Consider the following 22571-nt stretch of genomic DNA (forward strand, 5'->3'; position numbering starts at 1 on the left):
GTTGAGCGATATGAAGATAGTTAACACCCCAGAAGAAGTTCGTAAACAAGTGGCGCTTTGGAAAAAAGAAGGGTTTTCTGTAGGTCTTGTACCTACTATGGGATTTCTTCACGAGGGTCATGGTTCATTAATTAAAAAGGCAAGCGAAGAAAATGATAAGGTTGTAGTAAGCGTTTTTGTTAATCCAATACAATTTGGTCCATCCGAAGACTTAGCAAGCTACCCAAGAGATTTAAAACATGATACTGAGCTGGTTTCTGAATGCGGCGGGGATATGATATTTAGTCCTTCTCCTTCTGACATGTATTGTGAGGATTTCTGCAGCTTTGTAGATGTAGAAAATCTTACTTCAGGACTATGTGGTGCAAAAAGACCTGGACATTTTAGAGGAGTATGCACTGTTGTCACAAAGCTTTTTAATATAGTACAACCAGAAAGAGCATACTTCGGTCAAAAGGATGCGCAGCAGCTAGCTGTAATAAAAAGAATGGTAAGGGACTTAAATGTACCTGTAACTATAGTACCTTGTCCTATTGTCAGGGAAGCAGACGGTTTGGCTAAAAGTTCAAGGAACACCTATTTATCATCCGAAGAAAGAAAAGCTGCTGTTATACTTAATAAGAGTCTAAAAAAAGGACTGGCTGCTCTTACTAGCGGAGAACGAAATGCCGAAGTTGTTAAAAATATCATAAAAGATACTCTTAATTCAGAGCCTTTAGCAAAGATTGACTACGTAGAAATAGTGGACAGCTCAGCTTTAGCTCCTGTTACAAATATAAATTCTTCTATTTTAACTGCCATAGCAGTTTATATTGGTAAAACAAGATTGATTGATAACTTTACTTTTAATTTATAGAAATCGGAGGACTTTATAATGCTTTTAAATATGCTAAAATCTAAAATACACAGAGCAACTGTTACTCAGGCAGAATTGAATTATGTTGGGAGTATAACAATAGATCGTGAAATTATGAATGCAGCAGGAATTTATGAATATGAACAGGTATCAATTGTTAACATAAATAACGGAGAGCGATTTCAAACCTATGTAATAGAAGGTGATGCAGGTAGCGGTGTAATATGCCTTAATGGAGCTGCTGCAAGATGCGCGCAGCCAGGAGATTTAGTCATCATCATGACATATACTCAGCTGGAACCTAAAGAGGTAACAGATTATAAACCAACCGTTGTATTTGTAGATGAGCAAAACAAAATAAAAAGTGTTGCTCAGTACGAAAAACATGGAGTTATTGGTTAAGGATATAAATATAAGACGAACTAAATGTATAGGACGGAATAGTTAAGAGAAAGTGCATTAAATAGGTATGAGAGTTAAGAGTAAAGAGAAAAGAGAAAAGTGAAGGTTAAAATTCAGCCGGGCTGAATTTTGATTGTATAGATAATGCTAATTATTATAATAATATTTTTAGAATATTAGGTAAGTCTTAGTTTTTAAAAAGTTATTGCTGATAATCAGATTTAAATTCTTAGAAATTCTGCACAGCAGAATTTCTTCTTTCACTTTTCTCTCTACTCTTTACTCTTTTCTCTTATCTACTTAAAACATACACTAACTACTAAATATTATCTTAATTTAACGCACTTTCTTGATTCCCAATATATAAATATAGTCTGCTTTTTTCTGCTTATATTATGAAAGTATCCTCAAAAGTAATATTCATATTTTAAAACCAGTTTTATTTTTATGCCTTTTTTCATTTGCTGTAATATATGATATAATCTCACTTTATAAGTTTCAGCAAAATTTTTTATGAATTTTTTTTATTTTAAACTTGCATTTTTTATATTTTAGCAATATTATTAATTTAGAGGCTATTTTATAAACGTAAGGAGTTAATCATGGAGAAATCAATTTTTAAAAAACTAATCCTACCAGAACAGCTTGGGGCTATTCTTGAAAATAAGGAAGTGATTTTGGCAGAGACTAGAGAAGACTTATTAGACATAGCCATGGGAAGAGATAAAGTTAACATTTTTGACGTTTCGTACGACACTCCAGGCAAAGGTAATGTGCTTGAAGCCACTGTTGTTAGATGCAAAAATGGTTTGTCAGTAAATTACACTGATCCTTATATGCGTAGAAGAGATCCCGATTGTACAGTTATTGCTGATGATAAACCTACTGATAAACCGCAGTTCAAAGACAGATTTAATAAGGATTTTAATGAGCTTAGAAATGAAACTTTTGATTGGTTTAACAATCAAGATGAATTAATCTTACTTCCATTTATGGCCGGAGCAGATGAAATAGGCTATCCTGCCCTTTTAGTAGCTCCTGCTAATGCTGGTTTTTTTGCTAGCTGTCTTGCTGATCTCCAAGGCTTTATACCAAGAAGTAAGATTCCATACGAATTTAAACCTAGAGCTATTTTATACTTGGCACCACCATTTAGGCATACATATTTTGGTGGTAAACAGGTAGTAGTTCATAACAGACTTGAAAAAATGCATGAACTTTTCTGCTATAATTTATATCCAGGTCCAAGTGCCAAAAAAGGTATTTACGGAGTACTTCTTAATATAGGTGAAGAAGAAGGCTGGGTTACTTTACATGCGTCAGCAGTTAAAATAACAACTCCATATGAAAACACATTTACTATCATGCATGAAGGGGCAAGCGGAGGCGGTAAAAGTGAAATGACCGAGCAATTCCACAGAGAACTAGATGGTAGACTGCTGATTGGAACAAACACACTAAGCGGCGAAAAGTTTTATATGGATATAAAAGAAGCCTGTGAACTTCAGCCGGTTACTGATGATATGGCTATGGCTATACCATCTATACAAAATGGTAAGAAGCTTGTAGTTGAAGATGCTGAAAATGGATGGTTCTTAAGAATAGACCATATAAACAAATATGGTACTGATCCTAATATTGAAAGAATGACTATTTATCCTAAGGAACCTCTCATTTTCTTGAATATAGATGGTAAGCCAGAAGCTACTTGTCTGATTTGGGAGCATACTTTAGACGCACCTGGCAAACCATGTACTAACCCTAGAGTTATCTTACCAAGAACATTTATAGAGAATGTTGCAGTAAATGAACCTGTAGAAATAGATTTGAGAAGTTTTGGAGTAAGAACTCCACCTAGCGAAAGAAACAATCCAAATTACGGAATCATAGGCATATTCCATGTTCTTCCACCGGCACTTGCATGGCTTTGGAGACTTGTGGCTCCTAGAGGACATGCTAATCCTAGTGTGACTTCTACTGAGGGTATGAGCAGCGAAGGTGTTGGTTCATATTGGCCATTCGCTACTGGAAGAAGAGTTGATCAGGCTAACCTGCTTCTAAAACAGATTCTAAGCACTCCTGAAACCCATTATGTATTAATACCAAACCAACATATAGGTGTCTATAAGGTTGGTTTTATGGGACAATGGATTGCTAGAGAATATCTTGCAAGAAGAGGAAATGTTCACTTTAAGAAGGAACCTCTCGTACCTTCTAGATGTCCATTATTAGGATATGCTCTTGAGTCTTTAAAAATAGATGGACAATCTGTTCCAAAAGATTTCCTTCAAGTTGATTTACAAGATGATAATGGTGTTGAAGGTTATGATGCCGGTGCAGAAATGCTCAACGAATTCTTTAAATCGGAGTTGCAGCAATTTTTAACACCTGATTTAGATCCACTTGGAAAACAGATTATTGAAGTATGCTTGCGAAATGGTTCATTAAAAGAATATGTAGATCTTATACCTTAAATAATCATTAACTATGAATGAGAAATTTGCAATGTAGGAAAAAATCCAGCTGTACAGCTGGATTTTCTTATATCCTCATTCGCAATTTCTAATTAACTAACTGTACTTCCTGTTGGAAGATCTCCAGGAATTGTAACTGCAAACAATTTGCTTTCATCCTCTGATGCAGCAGCAAGTATCATTCCTTGCGAAAGTTCCCCTCTTAATTTTACAGGCTTAAGATTAGCAAGAAGCACAACATATTTACCAACTAAATCTTCAGGTTTATACCATTGGGCTATTCCAGAGACTACCTGTCTTTCTTCACCACCAAGATCAACCTTTAATTTCAAAAGTTTCTTAGCTCCTTTAATCGGCTCACATTCTTTTACTTTAACAACTCTCAAGTCAAGCTTGTCAAAATCATCTATTGTTATTTCAGGCTTAATAGGTTTTATTTCAGCCTTTGCGTCACCTGCTGAAGATTCCTTCATTTGCTGTTCTCTTATAGCATCAAGTTCTGCAAGTTTAGCATCGACATCAATTCTTGGAAAAATAGCGTCTCCTTTTTTAACCATAGTGCCAGCTCTAGTTCCATCAAAAGCAGACAGTGAATCCCAAGTTGTCAGCTCAATATTAAGCTGTTCATTAATCTTACTGCTTGTAGTTGGAAGAAATGACGCTACTAATGAAGATATTATTCTAAGGCTCTCAACTAAGTTATATAACACTGTGCCAAGTCTGCCCTTCTTATCTTCACTCTTAGCCAGAATCCATGGTGTAGTTTCATCTATATATTTATTTGATCGTCCAATTAAATTCCATATACTGTCTAATGCTTCTGGTATTTTAAAGGCATCCATAGCTTTATCAACTTGATTTGGAGTATCCAATGCCAGCTTGATAAGCTCATCATCTATTTCTTCCTTATCAGTAGGTGCAGGAATAACACCATCAAAATATTTGCCTATCATAGCTGCAGTTCTAGAAACAAGATTTCCAAGATCATTTGCTAAGTCTGAGTTAATCTTCTTAATAAATATCTCATTATTAAACAAGCCATCTGAACCAAAAGGTATTTCTCTAAGAAGATAATATCTTACTGGGTCTACACCAAAGTTATTTACAAGCACTACTGGATCAACCACATTTCCTTTTGATTTTGACATTTTCCCGCCGTCAACAAGAAGCCAGCCATGACCAAATACATGCTTAGGCAGCGGTTCACCTAATGCCATAAGCATAATAGGCCAATAAATAGTGTGAAATCTCAATATATCTTTACCTATAAGATGAACATCACAAGGCCAATATTTATTATAGTCATTATATTTATCATTTCCATATCCCATAGCAGTTATATAGTTAGTTAATGCATCTATCCATACATAAACCACATGCTTAGGATCGAATTTAACTGGTATTCCCCAGTTAAATGTTGTTCTCGACACACATAAGTCTTGCAGACCAGGTCTTAAAAAATTATTAAGCATCTCATTTTTTCTTGATTCAGGTTGAATGAAATCTGGATGACTTTCTATATATTCAATAAGCTTAGGAGCATATTTGCTCATTTTGAAGAAATAAGCCTCTTCCTTTGCTTTCTCAACAGGTCTTCCGCAATCAGGACATTTTCCATCCACAAGCTGAGTTTCTGTCCAGAAAGATTCGCAAGGTGTACAATACCATCCCTCATAAGAACTCTTATAAATATCACCTTGCTCGTAAAGTTTTGTAAATATATCCTGAACAGCCTTCTCATGATAGTCATCTGTAGTTCTTATAAACCTATCATAGCTTATATCCATAAGTTTCCATAGGTCTTTAATTCCTGCCACTATTTCATCAACATATTCCTTAGGTGTAACACCTTTTTCCTCAGCTATTCTTTGAATTTTCTGACCATGCTCATCGGTACCTGTAAGCAGCATAACATCGTAACCTCTAAGCCTTTTAAATCTAGCCAAAGCATCAGCTGCTACAGTTGTATAGGTATTTCCTATATGTAGCTTAGCAGATGGGTAATAAATCGGTGTTGTAATATAATATGGTTTCTTTGTCATGATATTCCTCCTTTTAAACTGTTGTAATTGTATTTTTTAATATCATCCTTTATATCATCTATATCTATCCAATCAAATAAGGGTGATAATTTGTTTACTTTAATTATTTTAGTTTCCTCTATATACTCCCATTTTGGTATAGAGATATCTAAAAATCTTCTTATTTTGCTACAGCATTCAGGCATAAACGGTTCTAACAGGTTAGATAAATTTGCAATTATAATAATACAATTATAAAGTACCTGCTCATTTTCACTTCTATTTTCGTCAACCTGAATCCAGGGTTGATTATTGTCAAAATATTCATTAGCCTTTTTTATATATATAAATATTTCATCTAAAGCACTATTAAACTGCTTACTTTCTATCATTTTTCCAACATTATCATAGAGGTTATTTATACTTTTCTTTATATTAGTATCTACATTTCCTGCTGGAAGTTTACCACCGAAATATCTCTTTACGTAAATTAGGCACCTATTAATATAGTTTCCTAATATACCTAATAATTTATTATTATTCTCCATTACAAGATTTTCTAAAGCCCCCCTATTTTTATCTTGGTTGCTTATGATAAAATATCTTATAGAATCTACATTGCAATTTTTTAGTATAAATGGCAGCTTCATATCTCTGGTAAATAACTCAACAGTTTTATGTGATTTGTTGGATTTTAACATATTATATCTATTTACTACATCTTTGCGCAAAACATCTTCTAAACTATCTAAATCAACATATATTTTATTGCAGCTATAAATTCTTCCGTCATATATTTTCTGTTCCATACTACCCTTCCTCATCATAATTTACACAAATAAAAAACCTCTATACAGAAAACTCCATATAGAGGCATTAAATACGCGGTACCACTCTATTTCATATTTGTCTCACAACAAATATCTTATCAAGTGACTCAGCTTTGTTTTTACAAAAGTTTAGCTTTTATCACCCAGTATTTTAACGGCTACAAACCCGTATTGCCTTATGCTTAGCTTCAGGCAATAAGCTCCGGGGCCATGTTCATAGAATTTTCCATCGCAGTTTCTCACCAACCCTGCTCTCTTTAGATATCCAAAATCTAGTACTCTTCCCATCAAAGCTCTATATTTATTTCATACAGAATTATAAATCAATGCTGTGTATTTGTCAAGAAACTATTCTGCCATTCTTAAACGCTGAACAACTGTCTGACTCTTACTGCTTTCCAGAAACAAAACTGGAAGAATAATTGAAAATACTAGCATTCCCACTGCACCTATCAGTATTAGCATCAACGTAAAATGATAAGTGTTGGTCCACTCATTACTTATATATTTTCTGACGAAAGTCAAGCTGCAAACCGCAGCCAGCGGTGCAGATACCAGCACAGTAAAGCCTGCATAGTAAATTCCTTCATAGATAAGCGTAGCTGCAAGCTGTCCCTTTGTCATACCTACACTTTCCATAAGCGCGAATTCTTTACGTCTCGATACCATTGAAATGGTCAAGGTATTAATAAAATTTAATATACCAATTAATATAATTACAATACTCAACGTCTGTCCCATAACATTTTCAGCAACCGTTTCGCTCCTATAAGCTTTTACATAGTCGTTTCTTGACTTTATTGCCAGATTAGGCTGAATATTTTTCTTGTACTGCGCCAAATACTTGCGAGCATCGTTTATGTTGCCTTTATCAAAATCAATATAGGTTAACATCGGTGATTGTTGAGAATACCGCTCTAAAAATATCTTTGATGGAATGATATATTTATTATTTAATGCTGGCTTTGTTTTAGTTGAATCTGCTCTATTAAGCGAAAGTACATCTATATAAGCCATCACCTTATATACTCTTCCATCAATTATTACGTTTTCACCGATTCTATCATTACATTCATCATCCTTATTAAAAGGTTCCGCTCCTGAAACCAGCACATATTTTCCAGTTTCAAATTTTTTCAAATCGAATTTTCCGTAATAAATATCCTGCTTTTTAATTATAAGATTATCTTCGCCATATACAATAGCACCCATTTTACCTGTCTTTTTCATTTTCTTAAAAGCATTGATCCAAATATTATCAATAGCAACCTGCTTATACACATCCTTTTGCTGATAAAATTTTGTAACTCTTTGCTTTGCAGCCTTTGATAACTTTGTTCGTGTTTCGTGATAATATATATTTCCAAGCCCTTTAAAGCCCTTTAATCTTTTTATTTTTGTCAACAAATCTTTTGATATTGTATGGTTATTCATATTGTAATAAGAATCAACTAAAGTGCTGTCTGAAAGATAAAAATCCGTTGAAATAATGTCCTTTAGATATTTATCTATGTCAAAGCTGTTATTTATTGTGTAGATACTGTTCATAACAACAAATCCAAGTGATAAAGAAATTATAGTCATAACAAATCTTCTAGGATTTCGTTTTATATTAACAAAAGCCATCCTATGTAATTTAGCATCTTTCCTTGACTTTTTAATTCGTTTACTGCCAGAGGAACTATTAAATTGAAACTTTAAGGCTTCTATAGGAGATATTGCCCCAACAATTCTTACTGCTTTTTCACTGGACACAAGCACTGTAATAATTGCAAACAATGCTGAAAGCAGGAATATCACTGGGCTGCTAGAGATGGTATATGCGCCTGACTGTGCATTAAGCACAAGCGGCAAAATTAAGAAGCCTACACCATAGCCTGTTAATAGACCTATAGGCACTCCTAGCATACACAGATAAGCTACCTGTTTTCTAAGCAGCTTATAAATCTGATTTGAAGTCATTCCAATTGTCTTTAATCTGCCATAGAACTGAATCTCCTTTGCCAAAGAAATCTGTATTGTATTGTTAATTATAAGATATCCGCTTACCAGAATTAGCAGGATTCCAAGAGAATATAATACTTTAGTTTTAAAGTTCATGGCTTTCTCATATGCCCAGTTATAGCTGGTCTTTATGTTTTTATTACCAAGTCCAGCTTCACCAAGAATTTCCTTTGCTATTTTCTTCGTATTTGAATGATTTTTCAGTCCTATATCGATAATTAAATTTTTGCTAACCTCTTTGGTTGATAGATAATTACTTACAAAAGCCTTCGACATCCATATCTTATTTGCACTGGCAACTATGTCTCCCTCCCAGAAACCAGATAAAACAAATTGAGCTGTGCTTGTTTTTTTGCTTTTTGGATTTTTCTTAAATTTAAGAGTTATTTTTTCTCCAACTTTATGAGGAATATTTAAATAATCTAAGACAATCGTATCCGTAGCTATTTCATTTTCTGTTTTCGGCATCCTTCCAACGGTTGGGTAATTCAAAGACATCTTTGCAAACTCATCATCTGCACTGCGTATTTCTGTAGGCGCACCTTCTAAGCCCTTATTTGCTGCCACACCAGCATAAATGCAAGTGCCGTATTCTTTTATTAGAGAATTCTTTGAAATGCTTTCAGTCTGCTTTCTGGTTATTTTTTCAAAAGTGATATCACTCGTAGTTCCAACCTGCCTGCAGGTCGCCTGCTCTACTGATTTCTTTACACTCAATTCTATGGTAAATATAATGGTAAACATAATCGTAGTTAATAATATAGCTGTAAGCGTAACTAAATTCTGTTTTGTATTACACAAAAAATATTTTATTGAAAATTTATTCAATGTAAATTTCCGTTTTTTATTCATCTAGCACCACCTGCTTCTACTACTTTTCCATCCTCTATGTGTATAATAGTATCTGCGTTTTTAGCTATTTCATCATTGTGAGTAATCATAACTATTGTCTGATTAAATTTCTTACTTGACTCTTTTAACAGCTTTATTACCTCTTCACTGGTTTTGCTGTCTAAGTTTCCTGTAGGCTCATCCGCAAGAATTATATTAGGCTTTGTAATCAAGGCTCTAGCTATAGCAACTCTCTGCTGCTGTCCTCCGGATAGATTGTTAGGAAGATTATCTAACTTATCCTCTAACCCAAGCATAGTTACAATGTCATCAAAGTATTTTTCATCTGCCTGCTTTCCATCCAGCACAACTGGTAGAACTATATTTTCGTACACGCTTAACATCGGAACGAGGTTGTAGTTCTGAAATATAAAGCCGATATGCCTTCTTCGAAATATTGTAAGTTCTTTATCCGTAAGTTCAGATAAACTTTTTCCCCCAATTTCTATACTTCCGGAGGATGGCTTGTCCAATCCTCCCATAATATTTAATAACGTGGATTTTCCACTTCCACTAGTACCAATGATAGCTACAAATTTTTTCTCTTCAATCGAAATATTAATTCCGTCAACTGCCTTCACCGGGTTAAACTTGCTGCCATACTGCTTTCTTAGTTCTTTTACTTGAAGAATACTCATTTACCTTCTTCCCTTCCAAACATAATATATGCACTAACGTCTTCTAGATTAAATCTAAACTAATTGCTATTAAGCTATTTCATATAAACTATCAATATATTAATGATTCATAACTTTACATTATTAATATATTATTACATAATGTATTAATAATGTAAATTAACTGAATGCAAATTATTGTTCAGAATGGGAATAAAGAGCTGAAGGATACTAATGAATATATTAGATTATAAGTAAAAAATGGTTACACCCTATGTCGGCTAATTCCGCTGCGTTAAGCAATTTCACCGCATCTTTTAGTCAAATTTCCTAATGGCTCATAACTCGGCTGCGCCTCAAACAATTCGCCATCTTAACGGAAATTTGCCTAAAAGACACGGATAATTGCTAAACTCACTCCAAATGCCTCCGTCGGATGTAACCATTTTTAATGCCCTAACTCTTAATATTAACAAGATGCTTTTATTATACTGCTTCTGTTGCCTTCTTATCTTAATTCTCTAATTTCAAAATATATTACTGTTTCTTGTTAACTTCTTCGTAAACACGTTGTATCGTTTTTTCATTTAATAACCACCTTTTCTCTTATTTAGTGGTGTATCTTAATTTTGATTAAAAGTTATCCACTGTTCCCAGAAAACATAAATTCCTAGAGAGCAAGAAAAAAAATTCGGCATAGCCGAATTCAATCATACAATAAATAATATTAATAATAGCTTATTATATTTTATGAAATATGTTCTTTGTTTTAAATCTTTTGTAGTAGTCCGTAGCAACTGCTGTTACTGCACCAACTACGCCTCCTGCTGAAATACCAAGCATAACATTATTGATTACTGCACCTGCGAATACCCCTATTCCAATGCCGAAACATATGCCAAGTATAACTTCTTTGTTTTGGTCAGAAAACAAATCCTGATTCTGGATTTGTTCTTCAGTTATTTTTTCTTCAGTAACTTTTTCTTCAATCATTTTTTTCAACCTCCCATTATTTTCTCTCACCCTATTAATAGACCCTTTAGCAGCTAGCCTGTACATAAATCCTTAAATATCTGCCGGCTCACCAGTCCAGACTTCAGTACGTTTATTGTCAATATTATAAGCTAATTTATTATATACTTATTTTATAGCAAGCATATATTTCAAACAACTGTACCTTAAGGCAAAATATAATGTACTTTCAGGCAATATTACATTGCCTCAACCAGCTTTTAAATATATCTTTATATTATATAACGTAACTTTTGAGAAAAAGTTCACCCCTAAATGATATTTTTATAAATTTATTTTTTCAAACCACTTTTCTCCTATTTTAGCTATAAAGAAATACAATGCTATATTCAAACAGCCAAACACAATAGCTAATATTCCAAATGCATACCATAGTCCAAAATTTAATTTTACTATAGCGAATATTATTGCTCCAGCTACAATCCAGCTTCCAAACATTGTTATAAGTAAATTAAGATTCTGCTTTACAGCTTTCTGCTCATTATCCCAATCAAGCTTAGGAAATCTTATATCCATGATAATTCCTGCAAAAGCCATAAACAGCATTCCCAAAATTGTTACTATAATAATAGGAAGTATAGTATAAGTTGGCAGCTTAAGAATTAAAAAGCACGCAGCATATATAATAATTATCGGCAGTGCAGATATAATCAAAGAAGCATTTATTCTCGCCATAATATTATCCATGAATTTTATTGGTAAGTACTTACTAACATAAAGATTCTGGCCTTCCCTAGAAAACGAGGTTGCTGCAATTCCATTGCCGCCCTCCATAAATACGCCTAGTCCAAATGCTACTGCTACCACTATTCCCAACATTTTATCTCCTTGTATATACCCCGACAGCATGTTCAACTGACTAAGTTTAACGCCTGAAGTTGCTATACCTATTATCATAAACACAGGCCACAAAAAGTTAGATATTATACAATTCATAAGAAAAGCAGGTGTTCTGAAAAGTATCTTTATTTCTTTCACAGTATAAGCTTTTATCGGCGAATTCTTTCTAATGTTTTTATGGAGCTGTTCCTTGGTCAGTTTTGCTCGTTTTGAATATATTTCTGAATTACCAAGAGCACCTTTAAAATAGAGTTTTTCAGATAGCATTAAAAATAACGCAAATATTATAACACTGATAAGAACAAATATTATTAAATTAACTAGTCCTGAAAGTTTGTCACTATGAATTAATGCCAAAGAACCAATTCTTGATGTTGGAAACAAACGCGACACTATTCCAACCAAAGAATTATTCCCTTCTAGTAGTAACTTTTTCATCTGTTCAGCAGAATCAGCATTTTTACCTAGGCCTTGTGATACTAAATTTATACCTATTGCAAATAATAAACCAATCATTCCACCTATAATTTTAAGTGCATCTTTATGCTTACCGATATTAGTGAATCTCATTATTACCATATTTATAATAGCGGCGATTACTAGTGGCAATATTGGGATAATGAAAAACAGTATGACTGCATATAAATAATATAAAATCGAAGCTTGGCTCTTAATTCCAAATACTATAAGCGCTGGTGCAAATACTATAACTTCAGTAATGTATTCGTATATAAGTACAGATATAAATTTTGCTGTAAGTATTTCATAAGATCTTAATGGCATAGGAAGCAGAACTTCGACGTCCCTGGCAAAATAAAACACTGTAAGTACATAGAATATAGCAAAGAAGAATATTATCATGCTGACAGAAGCAATTGCCAAGGTTATAATAACACCTTCCTGATTTATCGTTTTAAGACTATCATACATAGATGCAAAAAACATTCCTAAAGGTATTCCCAGACATGCAACTAGTATCAATAAACCTATTACATTCATCAGCATAGGTGGTATTTTTCTTTTTTTGCCAGAATAGCTTGAATTACTTTTTAGAAGACATTTAGTTAAAATAATAATCTTATTCATCTTCAGTCAACTCCAAAAACATTTTTTCCAGAGATTCGTTAGCCTTAAAATGCTCCCTCATCTCTTCTATTGTACCGCAGAAAAGTATTTTACCCTTATTAATAATAGCTACTCTGTCACATATTTTTTCAGCCACTTCCAGCACATGAGTTGAAAAAAATACTGTCTTACCTGAATCAGCATGCTGCCTCATCATTTCCTTAAGTGAAAAAGAAGACTTAGGGTCTAAACCAGTAAGAGGTTCATCCAGTATCCATACTTCAGGATCATGAATAAGTGCACCCATAATTACAATTTTCTGCCTCATACCGTGAGAATAACTTTGTATCTGATCTCCTAGAGCGCTATTCATATCAAATACTTTAGCGAGCTTCTCTATTTTGCCTTTTCTCTCATCTGTAGGAACATCATATATATCAGCCATAAAGTTTATATATTCAATACCTTTTAATCTTAAGAACATATCTGGACTATCAGGTACATATCCAAACTGCTTTTTAGCATCAATCGGATTTTTTTGGTTATCAACTCCGTTAATTTTTACTTGACCACCATCTATATCGATTATTCCTGTGATCATTTTAAGGGTCGTAGTTTTTCCAGCACCATTAGGGCCTAAAAAGCCAAATATTTCACCTCTATCAATAGAAAGATTTATGCTATCAACAGCTTTAGTCTTTCCATTATAGCTCTTAGTAAGATTTGTAATTTCAATCATAAGAAATCCTCCTTATTTTATACCATACGTAAAATTGTTAAACATATTTAATATCTATTATCATACCCCTTTCATAATTTCGGGTACCCGACAAAAGAATAAAACCGTCAGTGCTTTCTAGCTCTTCTATATAAACCAATACCCTATTACCCATATTCTACACTATCTACTGACGATTTTAAACATACTTTTAGTTAATTCCCTATGTGTAAAATTACATCTTGTTTCTGTATGAATTACATCTGAGGAATTACTAAAACTATAATATAGATTATATAGATATTTATACCATTTAACAAGTTTTATTTTATTTTAAATAAGTTATTATATAACTCTTTTTAGGGTTTTTATTTATCTTTTATCTTCAATCTTCTTCTAGCTCCTTTTTTCATTCATTTTCATAGTTTTTTATATATTTTTTATAAACACAGTAATATTAACAGCTGCTATAATTGCAGTAATATCTGCTATTACTGCCGCTATAAGTGTATGTCTAATATTCTTCACTTTAACTGCCCCGTAGTATACTGTAATTGTATAAAAGATTGTCTCAGTTGTTCCCATAATTATAGATGCCGCTATCCCTATATTAGTATCTGCTCCATAGGTTTTGATTACGTCTGTAAAAATACCTAAAGCTCCGCTTCCTGACAGTGGTTTAATAAATATTAAAAGCATTAATTCTTTAGGAATTCCCATCAATTTAAGTATAGGTGAAAAAATATATGTAATATATTCTAATGCCCCAGAATATTTGAATACACTTACTGCTACGAGCATAGCCAGTATGTAAGGAAATATCCTTACGCATATATTTATCCCTTCCTTTGCCCCATCAACAAAACATTCATATACCTTCACTCCTTTTATAAAACCGTACAAACTTACACTAATTACGATAATTGGAATTATACAGATTACTATGTAATTCATATTAAATATCCTCTCCACTAAAAATATTTCTCCAGTATCTTACAGCTTATGATACCTACAATTGCTGCTAAACTTGTTGCCGCTATTGCAGGTATTATTATCATACCTGGATTTTTCGAACCGGCTGATGCTCTAATAGAAATAACCGTAGAAGGTATAAGTTGTATGCATGCAGCATTCATTACAAGAAATAAACTCATATCATTTGAAGCTGTATCTTTTTTAGGATTAAGCCTTTGCATTTCTTCCATAGCCTTTATACCAAAGGGTGTAGCTGCATTAGATAATCCTAGCATGTTTGCTGTTAAATTCATAACTATAGCTCCAAGCGCTTTTTCATCTTTGCCTGCTGATTTATATAATATCTTTAAAAGCGGCTTCATTATATTAGCTAATTTTTCTGTAAGTCCGCTTTTTTCACCTATATTCATTACCCCACACCACATGCAAAGCATTCCTGCCATTCCAAGGATCATTTTTACCGGATAATCCGCACCATCTACAATAGCTTTTGTTATGTCAGCCCCTCTTCCAGTCACAATACCAATTAAAATTCCAACAAACAAAATAAAAAACCAGATGTAGTTTATCAATATCTCCCCTCCTCGATAAAAAAATTCGCAAACTATTTATATAATGAAATATATGCATATTTCTAAATGTGTATAATACATTTATATGTATCATAATTTATGGTAATTCAAAAAAATAGTTTTTATATTGAATCCTTGTCCTATTAATGTTACCATTGAAATTAGCGCTAATATGCTGGAGGTTAATTAATGACATTAAGAGAAATTATGAAATATATAGAAAGTGAATATGAAGTGATCAATAAGACTCATTGTGAAGTTTGCGGAGGAGAGTTTATTACAGAACAGATTCAGCTATCCATTATAGAAGGTGCACCTTTTGATGTATGCAGCTGTACCTGTGAAAATTGTGGACATGAAAAAGATTTTTTCTTTTCAGCTCCTTTTGTATACGAAGACGGAGAACCATTTAACAATACTCTAAACTAATAAAATAAGGGGCGAGTGGCCTCCGTCGGCTGAAAAATGCCTCCTACGGTCACTCACCCCTTTAACCGGCTCTATGCATTTACAAAGTACTATTTTCTACATTACTTCTTCCAAATTTTTTTCTTGTTTATTTAATTAATAGTATTTTCTTAAGAGTTATCTTCATATCACTTCGTATATTATATAATTACATCTTTTGGACAAACAGCTTAAATCATAAAAGCGTAAACTAAATAAAATATACAACACCATATAATGAAATTGGCTCCTTAAGGAGGCGATTTCTTCCTTCACTTTTCTCTTTTCTCTTTAGTGATATATCTTGATATTAATTAAAAGTTAGCCGCAATTGACAAAATATATAAATTTCTAAAGAGTGAATAGTTAAAATTCTGCATAGCAGAATTTCTTACTTAATTCCTAATCTTCCTATCCAAGTCTAACATTCTTCCGTTTTCCTTAAGCCATTTTCTCCTGTGCTTATAATCCGGTAAGTATTTTCCAACCTCATTCCAATACTCTTTTGAATGATTCCTGAATTTTATATGGCAAAGCTCATGTACTACAAGATAATCAACTATTTTCTCAGGGGCCATTATTATTTTCCAATTGTAATTTATATTATTAATATAAGAGCAGCTTCCCCATAAAGTTTTTTGTTCCTTTATAAAGATTTTATTAAAATTAACTCCTATAATACTGCTGAAATACTCAGTCTTCTGCATCAATACCCTTCGAGCTGCCTTTTTATATAATAATATTAGTGCTTGCTTTATATGATTTTTGCGAGTGCTGACAGTTATCGATTCACCCAGCTTAGCATAAAATCCGTCTTCTTTCATAGCTAAAGCTAAACTGCTTCCCTCTATCTTTTCTATATGTAGCGGAAGTCTATTACCTAGGTAAAAAAACTCTTCTCCTTGTGTATAATTTCTATTTTCATAGTTCTTGTTAAGGAATTCCACTTTACTTATTTTTCCCACTAGCCAGGATTTATTTTGTTGTAAAAATAATTCTATATGTATTTTATTATATTGCATAGGAACCTTTACAACTACATTACCTTTAATATCTATCTGAATAGCACAGGTTTTTCTCTTTGATTTTATAACCTTATAGTATATTATTGTATTATCTAAATTTATATTTTCCAAAATAATTTCACCTTTTCATCCATAATTGTTTATAATTATTATATGATTATTTGTTACTTATATAAAAAAGTTGGAATGAGGTCTTATTTCATGAGAAAAAAGCTTCTTATAGTTGCTGCTATATTAATGTGTATAGGTATATCATCATTTATTATATATATAATATCATCAAACAGTTCAGTTAAAAATAATAAAATAAGTTCAGTTAACATTAAAGCAAAATTATCAAAAAAATCAACTCCAGCATCATTGACGAGTTTTCAAAACACTTTAATTAACAGTTCTTCTGTAGTTGGAAATACTCCTTCAAATCTTTCTAAAGGTGGATTATTGGCTAGCGATAAAGGTTATTGTTTTACAAATTTTTCTCCTTTTTTTAGTAATAAAAATAACGTTTCTTCTATATATAGATCATTTAATGACGGTATTACATCTTCTTTTAAAATCGTTCCTAGCAAAGATAATGCTTTGTATCTCTATCTTAACCTCCATAATGAATGGTTATATTTTTTGAATTATAACTCAAACATATATAAATGTAAAACTAATGGAAATAATTTAGAAATGTGCCTGCAAGGCAGCTATAAAGCTTTCATTATAGCAAGGAATTACATTTTCTATCTTAAATCCGATGGTTCCTTTTATAGAGCTGATTTAGATACTCTTGATTCAAAACAGCTTATTGATAACAAGGTACAATACTTTACAATTAGTGAAGATGGAAAAAAACTTTTTTATACAAAATCAGATTATTCAAAAATTAGGCTTTATAAGGCTGCTGCATTAAGTTCTAAGTTATCTGTCAAAGAGTATTATTCAGTAACTGCTGAAAATATGATTTCCTATATATATCATAAAAACTATATATATTTTTTTCCTGCAGAAGCTTCTGCTATTCATATTCCTCATATAAAGAGTAACAAAATTCTATACAGACTTAAAACTTCTGGAAGTCATAATAAAATAGAAGAGTTTTACAAAAACAAAAATGGTATATACGATTTAAACATCTGGAAATCAAAACTATATTTTTCCGATTCTCACCATATAAAATATATAAATTTACATACCAGCAGGCTTTCTTCACTTAATATGCCGCCTGTTAGTAATTTTTATATAGCCCATAATAAGTTATTTGGTTTTGTAATCTCTTATGATTACTCTATAGAAACAAACGGTAGGAATACATCAAGCATGTATATATACGATTTAAAAGAAAATAAATGTAAATTAAATACTATGGATTCCGGTGAAATACCCTACTACCCCATAGACTAAAAAAGGAAATGATGCAACACTACAAAGACTGATCTTTTCATTAGACATTTGTAACACGAATTTTATGCAAATTTTCTAAAGAGTAAATTTAAAAAGAATTCAGCAATAGCTGAATTCTCTCCATAATTTTCTCTTTACTCTTTTTCTCTCTTTATAATCATTTCTTACAAGAATCTCTTTCTATTAATTCATAAGGTAAAATATAGTTCTTTTCTTCAAGATCCTTCTTATTAATTGATTTAATAAGCATTCTCATACCTACAGATCCCATATCATACATAGGTTGAGCGACTGTAGTAAGTTTAGGATAGAATATAGAAGATGAATATATGTTATCAAAACCTATAACATCAACATCTTCAGGGACTTTTATATTCTTTTCCCTCAATGCATTTATAGCGCCCATAGCAATTTCATCTGAACCACAAAATAACGCATCAAATTTTTCCCCTGATTCAAGAATCTTATTAACTCCTTCATAACCTTCCTGAGCTCTTAATTCACCAAAATATATTAAATTTTCATTAATCTCGATACCTTTTTCTTTTAATGCATCTTCATATCCGAAGTACCTTGCTGCTCCAGCATTAACTGCATCTTTATGGCTCCCTATATAAGCAACTTTTTTATTACCCTTATTTAATAAATATATTGCTGCGTCATAAGCCGCTTCCCTGTTATCAATAGAAACACTTGGAAATGTCTTATCCTTATCAGTAGTTACTACCAATACAGTGGTAAGCTCTAATTCTTTAATAAGTTCTACTATCTCAGGCTCCAATGAACTACTCATATAAAGAACACCATCAACCATCTTTTCCTTAAGTACTCTTAAATATTCCTTTTCTTTTTCTAAATCAGAATCAGAATTACAGAGTATAATGTTGTAATCATATATGTTAGCAACGTCCTCAGTTCCTCTTACTATCTCAGGATACAGTTGACTTGATATATCAGGTATCAGTATTCCAACAGTTCTTGTTTTCTGAGTCTTAAGACTTCTTGCTACAATATTAGGTCTATAACCTAATTTCAATATAGCGTCCTTTACTTTCTTTTTAGTATCCTCGTTTACTACATCCACATCATTCAAGACTCTAGATACAGTAGCTATTGAAACTCCAGCCTCTCTAGCTACATCCTTAATTGATACAGCCATTTAATCAACTCCCTCTCATTTATATAAATAATTATACCTACAAAATGTAAATTTTTCAATACTTACATAGCTTTCATTGTAAACTTATGAAAACAATAATTAAAACGTTTATATTGTTACTTATACATTTTAAAGTTGGTGTCATTTCTAATATATTTTCAAATTTCAACAAGTATTACTATTATTTTACCAAATATTATGATTTTTTAAAACATATTTTTCTGTATATCTAAAATATATTTAATATATGGATTATTTTATTGTTATTATGGTATACTTTTACATGGGTGCCATTAATATTTTAAGAGAGGTGATTATATGAATTATAAAGTAGGAGAGGTCTATAATGGCTTCAAACTATTAGAAGAGCGATACATAAAAGAAATAAGCTCTTCACAAAAACTTTTTTTACATGAAAAAAGCGGTGCAAAATTACTTGCATTACAAAATGATGATGATAACAAAGTGTTTTCAGCTTCCTTCAGAACACCTGCAGGAAACAATATGGGAATTCCACATATAATTGAACATACAGTTTTATGCGGTTCAAGAAAATTTAAAACAAAAGAACCTTTTGTAGATTTGCTTAAATGCTCATTAAATACTTTCCTTAATGCAATAACTTATCCTGATAAAACTGTATATCCGGTTGCAAGCTGTAATGAAAAAGACCTTATGAATCTGATGGATGTTTATCTGGACGCTGTATTTTATCCAGGAATTTATGAGCATCCTGAATTCTTTCTTCAGGAAGGTTGGCATTACGAGCTTGATGAGAAATCAGATGAACTTACAATCAATGGAGTAGTTTATAATGAGATGAAAGGCGCTTTGTCAAATCCTGATGGTCTATTAGAAAGACATAGTATGAAGTCTCTTTTTCCAAATACTACCTATCAGTATGAATCTGGTGGTGATCCAGACTACATACCAGAACTTACTCATGAAAACTTCCTTGATTTTCACAGAAAATATTATCATCCTTCAAACTGTTATCTTTATTTATATGGAAATGGTGATTTAGATAAACAAATGGCTTTTATTAATGATGAATATCTTTCACATTTCGATAAAAAAGAGATAGAGTCTAGCATAGAATTTCAGAAGCCATTATCTAAGATGCAGGAAGTATCAATTGATTTTTCTTCAGATGAGTTGAAAAACAATGCCTATATAGCATTAAATTATGCTGTAGGTAATGCTCTTGATGCTGAAAATCATATTGCCTTTTCAATGCTGCAAAATATTTTAATAGATTCTCAAGCTTCTCCACTAAAAAAAGCAATCTTATCTAGTGGAATTGCAAAAGTTGTGGATGGTTATTTTTCTACCAGTATGCTTCAGCCTTATTTCAGTATATTTATAAAAAATGCTGATGAAAACAGCAAAGACAAATTTACAAAACTTGTACATGACACACTTACTGAACTTGTTAAAAACGGTATCGACGAAAAACTTAAGGAAGCTGCTGTAAACAGAAAAGAGTTCGAACTTAGAGAAGCAGATTTTTCCGGCTATCCAAAGGGACTTATATACAATCTCACTGTTTTGGAAAGTTGGATTTACGACGGCAGTCCTACACTGCATCTTGAATATGAAAAAGCGCTTGAAAATATAAAGAGTAAATATAAAGGTTCATATTTTGAGGATCTTATAGAAAAATATATTTTGAAAAACACCCATAGTTCACTTTTGACGCTAGTACCTAAAAAAGGCGTATCAGAAGCAAAAGCAGAACAACTTAATAAAAAATTAGCAAATATCAAAGCTAATTTATCTGATGAAGACATCAAACAGATAAAAGAAAACATGGATGTCCTAAAAAAACGTCAAACAGAAGATGATTCTCCAGAGGCTATAGCAACTATCCCATCATTAAAAATTGAGGATGTAGATCCAAAAATAAAGCATGTAGATGTAAAAGAAATTGAAGCCTCAGGAATAAAAATACTTCTTAATGAAGCTACAACAAATAAAATAAGTTATGTTAATTTTATGTTTGATACAACTACCGTACCATTAGAACTTATACCATATACAGGTATATTAAAGTACCTTCTTGGAAAAATAAATACTAAGAACTACAGCTATGAAGATCTTTCAAATATAATCGGTATAAACACTGGCGGTATATATGCTGACTCAGAGGTAACTGCTGTAAAAGATTCTGCAGATGAGTTTAAGGCTGGTATTGTAATCAGAGGTAAATCACTTGCTGAAAAACAGTCTCTTTTGATTGACTATATAAAAGAAATAGTTAACAATACTATATTTACAGATAAAAACAGAATTCTTGAACTCGTAAGAAATCTAAAGAGTAATATAGAAAATGTTATTTATTCAAGAGGTAACTCCATTGCTGCACAGAGAACACTTTCATATTTCTCTGCTAAGTCTAAATATACAGATATGACTGCCGGAATAGGCTTCTATTTATTCCTTAGCAGTATAGAAAAAGATTTTGATAATCAATTTACAGTACTTGAGCAAAATTTAGAAAAAATCTATAAGACTATATTCACAAAAGATAACCTTCTTATAAATGTAGTTACAGAAAAAGAATCCTTTAGTTCACTTAACAATAATATTAGCGACTTCATTTTGTCCCTTGGTAATTGTGACAAATGCAGCAAGACTGCTATAGCTGCAGAAAAGCTTAACGAGGGTTTTACATTTCCTAGTGAAGTACAATATGTTGCAAAGGGCAGTAATTTTATATCAAAAGGCTTTAAAAATACTGGTGCACTTAAAGTTGCAAAAACTATAATAAATTATGAATATTTATGGGTTAAAGTAAGAATGCAAGGCGGAGCTTATGGTTGCGGTATCAGTTCTTCTATCGACGGAAGCATGTGGATATCCTCTTATAGAGATCCAAGGCTAAAGGAAACAATAGCTGCTTATAATGACCTTCCTGATTATATTGAAAATCTTAATTTGTCCGATGAGGAGATTTCAAGGTATATAATCGGAACGATAAGCCCACTAGATACTCCATTAACTCCATCCATGAGGGGTGATTTTACACTTGGCTGCTATCTTTCCGGAATTACTGAAGAAGACATTCAAAAGGAAAGAACAGAGATTTTGCATACTGGCTCTAAAGAAATAAAAGCTTTAGCTCCTCTGTTTAAATCAGTGTTTAGTGATAATAATGTGTGCGTTCTTGGAAACAGAGCTAAGATTAATGAAAATAAGGATGTATTTAGTGAAGTAAAAACTCTTATTGATTAATTAAGAATAAGATAGGTGGC

17 protein-coding genes and 1 other annotated feature are annotated in these 22571 nt (G+C 32.2%); of the genes, 6 read left to right on the forward strand and 11 right to left on the reverse strand.

Annotated elements, in window-relative coordinates; all coding sequences use genetic code 11:
• The first annotated feature begins 10 nt into the window (after window positions 1-10).
• From panC to CLORY_RS11710, 3 genes are all read left to right on the forward strand, one after another.
• Entirely contained in the window at window positions 11-856 is an 846-nt protein-coding gene (gene panC, locus CLORY_RS11700) for a pantoate--beta-alanine ligase (protein ID WP_079424569.1), read from the forward strand.
• A gap of 18 nt (window positions 857-874) precedes the next feature.
• Window positions 875-1258, forward strand: a complete 384-nt coding sequence (gene panD / locus CLORY_RS11705) for an aspartate 1-decarboxylase (protein WP_079424571.1) — start codon at window positions 875-877, stop codon at window positions 1256-1258.
• A 602-nt stretch (window positions 1259-1860) separates the two neighbouring features.
• Entirely contained in the window at window positions 1861-3732 is a 1872-nt protein-coding gene (locus CLORY_RS11710) for a DUF4914 family protein (protein WP_079424574.1), read from the forward strand.
• Window positions 3733-3824: 92 nt separating this feature from the next.
• On the opposite strand, the gene metG is transcribed toward CLORY_RS11710, so the two are convergent.
• The 9 genes from metG to CLORY_RS11755 form a co-directional block, all read right to left on the reverse strand.
• Entirely contained in the window at window positions 3825-5774 is a 1950-nt protein-coding gene (gene metG, locus CLORY_RS11715) for a methionine--tRNA ligase (protein WP_079424576.1), read from the reverse strand.
• Window positions 5771-6562, reverse strand: coding sequence for a class I tRNA ligase family protein (locus CLORY_RS11720; protein WP_169911604.1), 792 nt, complete (start codon window positions 6560-6562; stop codon window positions 5771-5773). Before CLORY_RS11720 ends, metG begins: the two co-directional genes overlap by 4 nt.
• 57 nt (window positions 6563-6619) lie before the next feature.
• Window positions 6620-6883 (reverse strand) — a binding site (T-box leader).
• Between the two features lie 48 nt (window positions 6884-6931).
• On the reverse strand, window positions 6932-9439 hold the full coding sequence (locus tag CLORY_RS11725; RefSeq protein WP_079424581.1) for an FtsX-like permease family protein: 2508 nt from the start codon (window positions 9437-9439) through the stop codon (window positions 6932-6934).
• Window positions 9436-10116, reverse strand: coding sequence for an ABC transporter ATP-binding protein (locus CLORY_RS11730; RefSeq protein WP_079424583.1), 681 nt, complete (start codon window positions 10114-10116; stop codon window positions 9436-9438). Before CLORY_RS11730 ends, CLORY_RS11725 begins: the two co-directional genes overlap by 4 nt.
• A gap of 720 nt (window positions 10117-10836) precedes the next feature.
• On the reverse strand, window positions 10837-11088 hold the full coding sequence (locus CLORY_RS11735; RefSeq protein WP_079424586.1) for a hypothetical protein: 252 nt from the start codon (window positions 11086-11088) through the stop codon (window positions 10837-10839).
• Window positions 11089-11391: 303 nt separating this feature from the next.
• The gene (locus CLORY_RS11740; RefSeq protein ID WP_079424588.1) at window positions 11392-13053 is read right to left on the reverse strand and encodes a putative ABC transporter permease subunit; all 1662 of its coding nucleotides are present in this window, start codon (window positions 13051-13053) and stop codon (window positions 11392-11394) included.
• Window positions 13046-13771, reverse strand: coding sequence for an ABC transporter ATP-binding protein (locus CLORY_RS11745; protein WP_079424590.1), 726 nt, complete (start codon window positions 13769-13771; stop codon window positions 13046-13048). Before CLORY_RS11745 ends, CLORY_RS11740 begins: the two co-directional genes overlap by 8 nt.
• A gap of 408 nt (window positions 13772-14179) precedes the next feature.
• On the reverse strand, window positions 14180-14704 hold the full coding sequence (locus CLORY_RS11750) for a spore maturation protein (RefSeq protein WP_079424640.1): 525 nt from the start codon (window positions 14702-14704) through the stop codon (window positions 14180-14182).
• Window positions 14705-14721: 17 nt separating this feature from the next.
• Entirely contained in the window at window positions 14722-15297 is a 576-nt protein-coding gene (locus CLORY_RS11755) for a nucleoside recognition domain-containing protein (RefSeq protein ID WP_079424592.1), read from the reverse strand.
• A 189-nt stretch (window positions 15298-15486) separates the two neighbouring features.
• Here CLORY_RS11755 and CLORY_RS11760 point away from each other — a divergent pair, with 189 nt between their 5' ends.
• Entirely contained in the window at window positions 15487-15726 is a 240-nt protein-coding gene (locus CLORY_RS11760) for a metal-binding protein (RefSeq protein WP_079424595.1), read from the forward strand.
• 413 nt (window positions 15727-16139) lie between these two features.
• On the opposite strand, the gene CLORY_RS11765 is transcribed toward CLORY_RS11760, so the two are convergent.
• On the reverse strand, window positions 16140-16880 hold the full coding sequence (locus tag CLORY_RS11765) for a M48 family metallopeptidase (RefSeq protein WP_169911605.1): 741 nt from the start codon (window positions 16878-16880) through the stop codon (window positions 16140-16142).
• 90 nt (window positions 16881-16970) lie between these two features.
• Between CLORY_RS11765 and CLORY_RS11770 the strand changes: the two genes are divergently transcribed.
• On the forward strand, window positions 16971-18158 hold the full coding sequence (locus CLORY_RS11770; RefSeq protein ID WP_169911606.1) for a DUF5050 domain-containing protein: 1188 nt from the start codon (window positions 16971-16973) through the stop codon (window positions 18156-18158).
• Between the two features lie 157 nt (window positions 18159-18315).
• Here the strand turns inward: CLORY_RS11770 and CLORY_RS11775 are convergent, their stop codons facing one another.
• The gene (locus tag CLORY_RS11775; protein ID WP_079424603.1) at window positions 18316-19317 is read right to left on the reverse strand and encodes a LacI family DNA-binding transcriptional regulator; all 1002 of its coding nucleotides are present in this window, start codon (window positions 19315-19317) and stop codon (window positions 18316-18318) included.
• A gap of 318 nt (window positions 19318-19635) precedes the next feature.
• On the opposite strand from CLORY_RS11775, the gene CLORY_RS11780 reads away from it, so the two are divergent.
• Window positions 19636-22551 carry an insulinase family protein gene (locus tag CLORY_RS11780; RefSeq protein WP_079424605.1) on the forward strand — a complete coding sequence of 972 codons (2916 nt, stop codon included), beginning with the start codon at window positions 19636-19638 and terminating at the stop codon, window positions 22549-22551.
• Window positions 22552-22571: the final 20 nt, after the last annotated feature.

The sequence above is a fragment of the Clostridium oryzae genome (assembly GCF_002029235.1).
Taxonomy (GTDB): Bacteria; Bacillota; Clostridia; order Clostridiales; family Clostridiaceae; genus Clostridium_AE; species Clostridium_AE oryzae.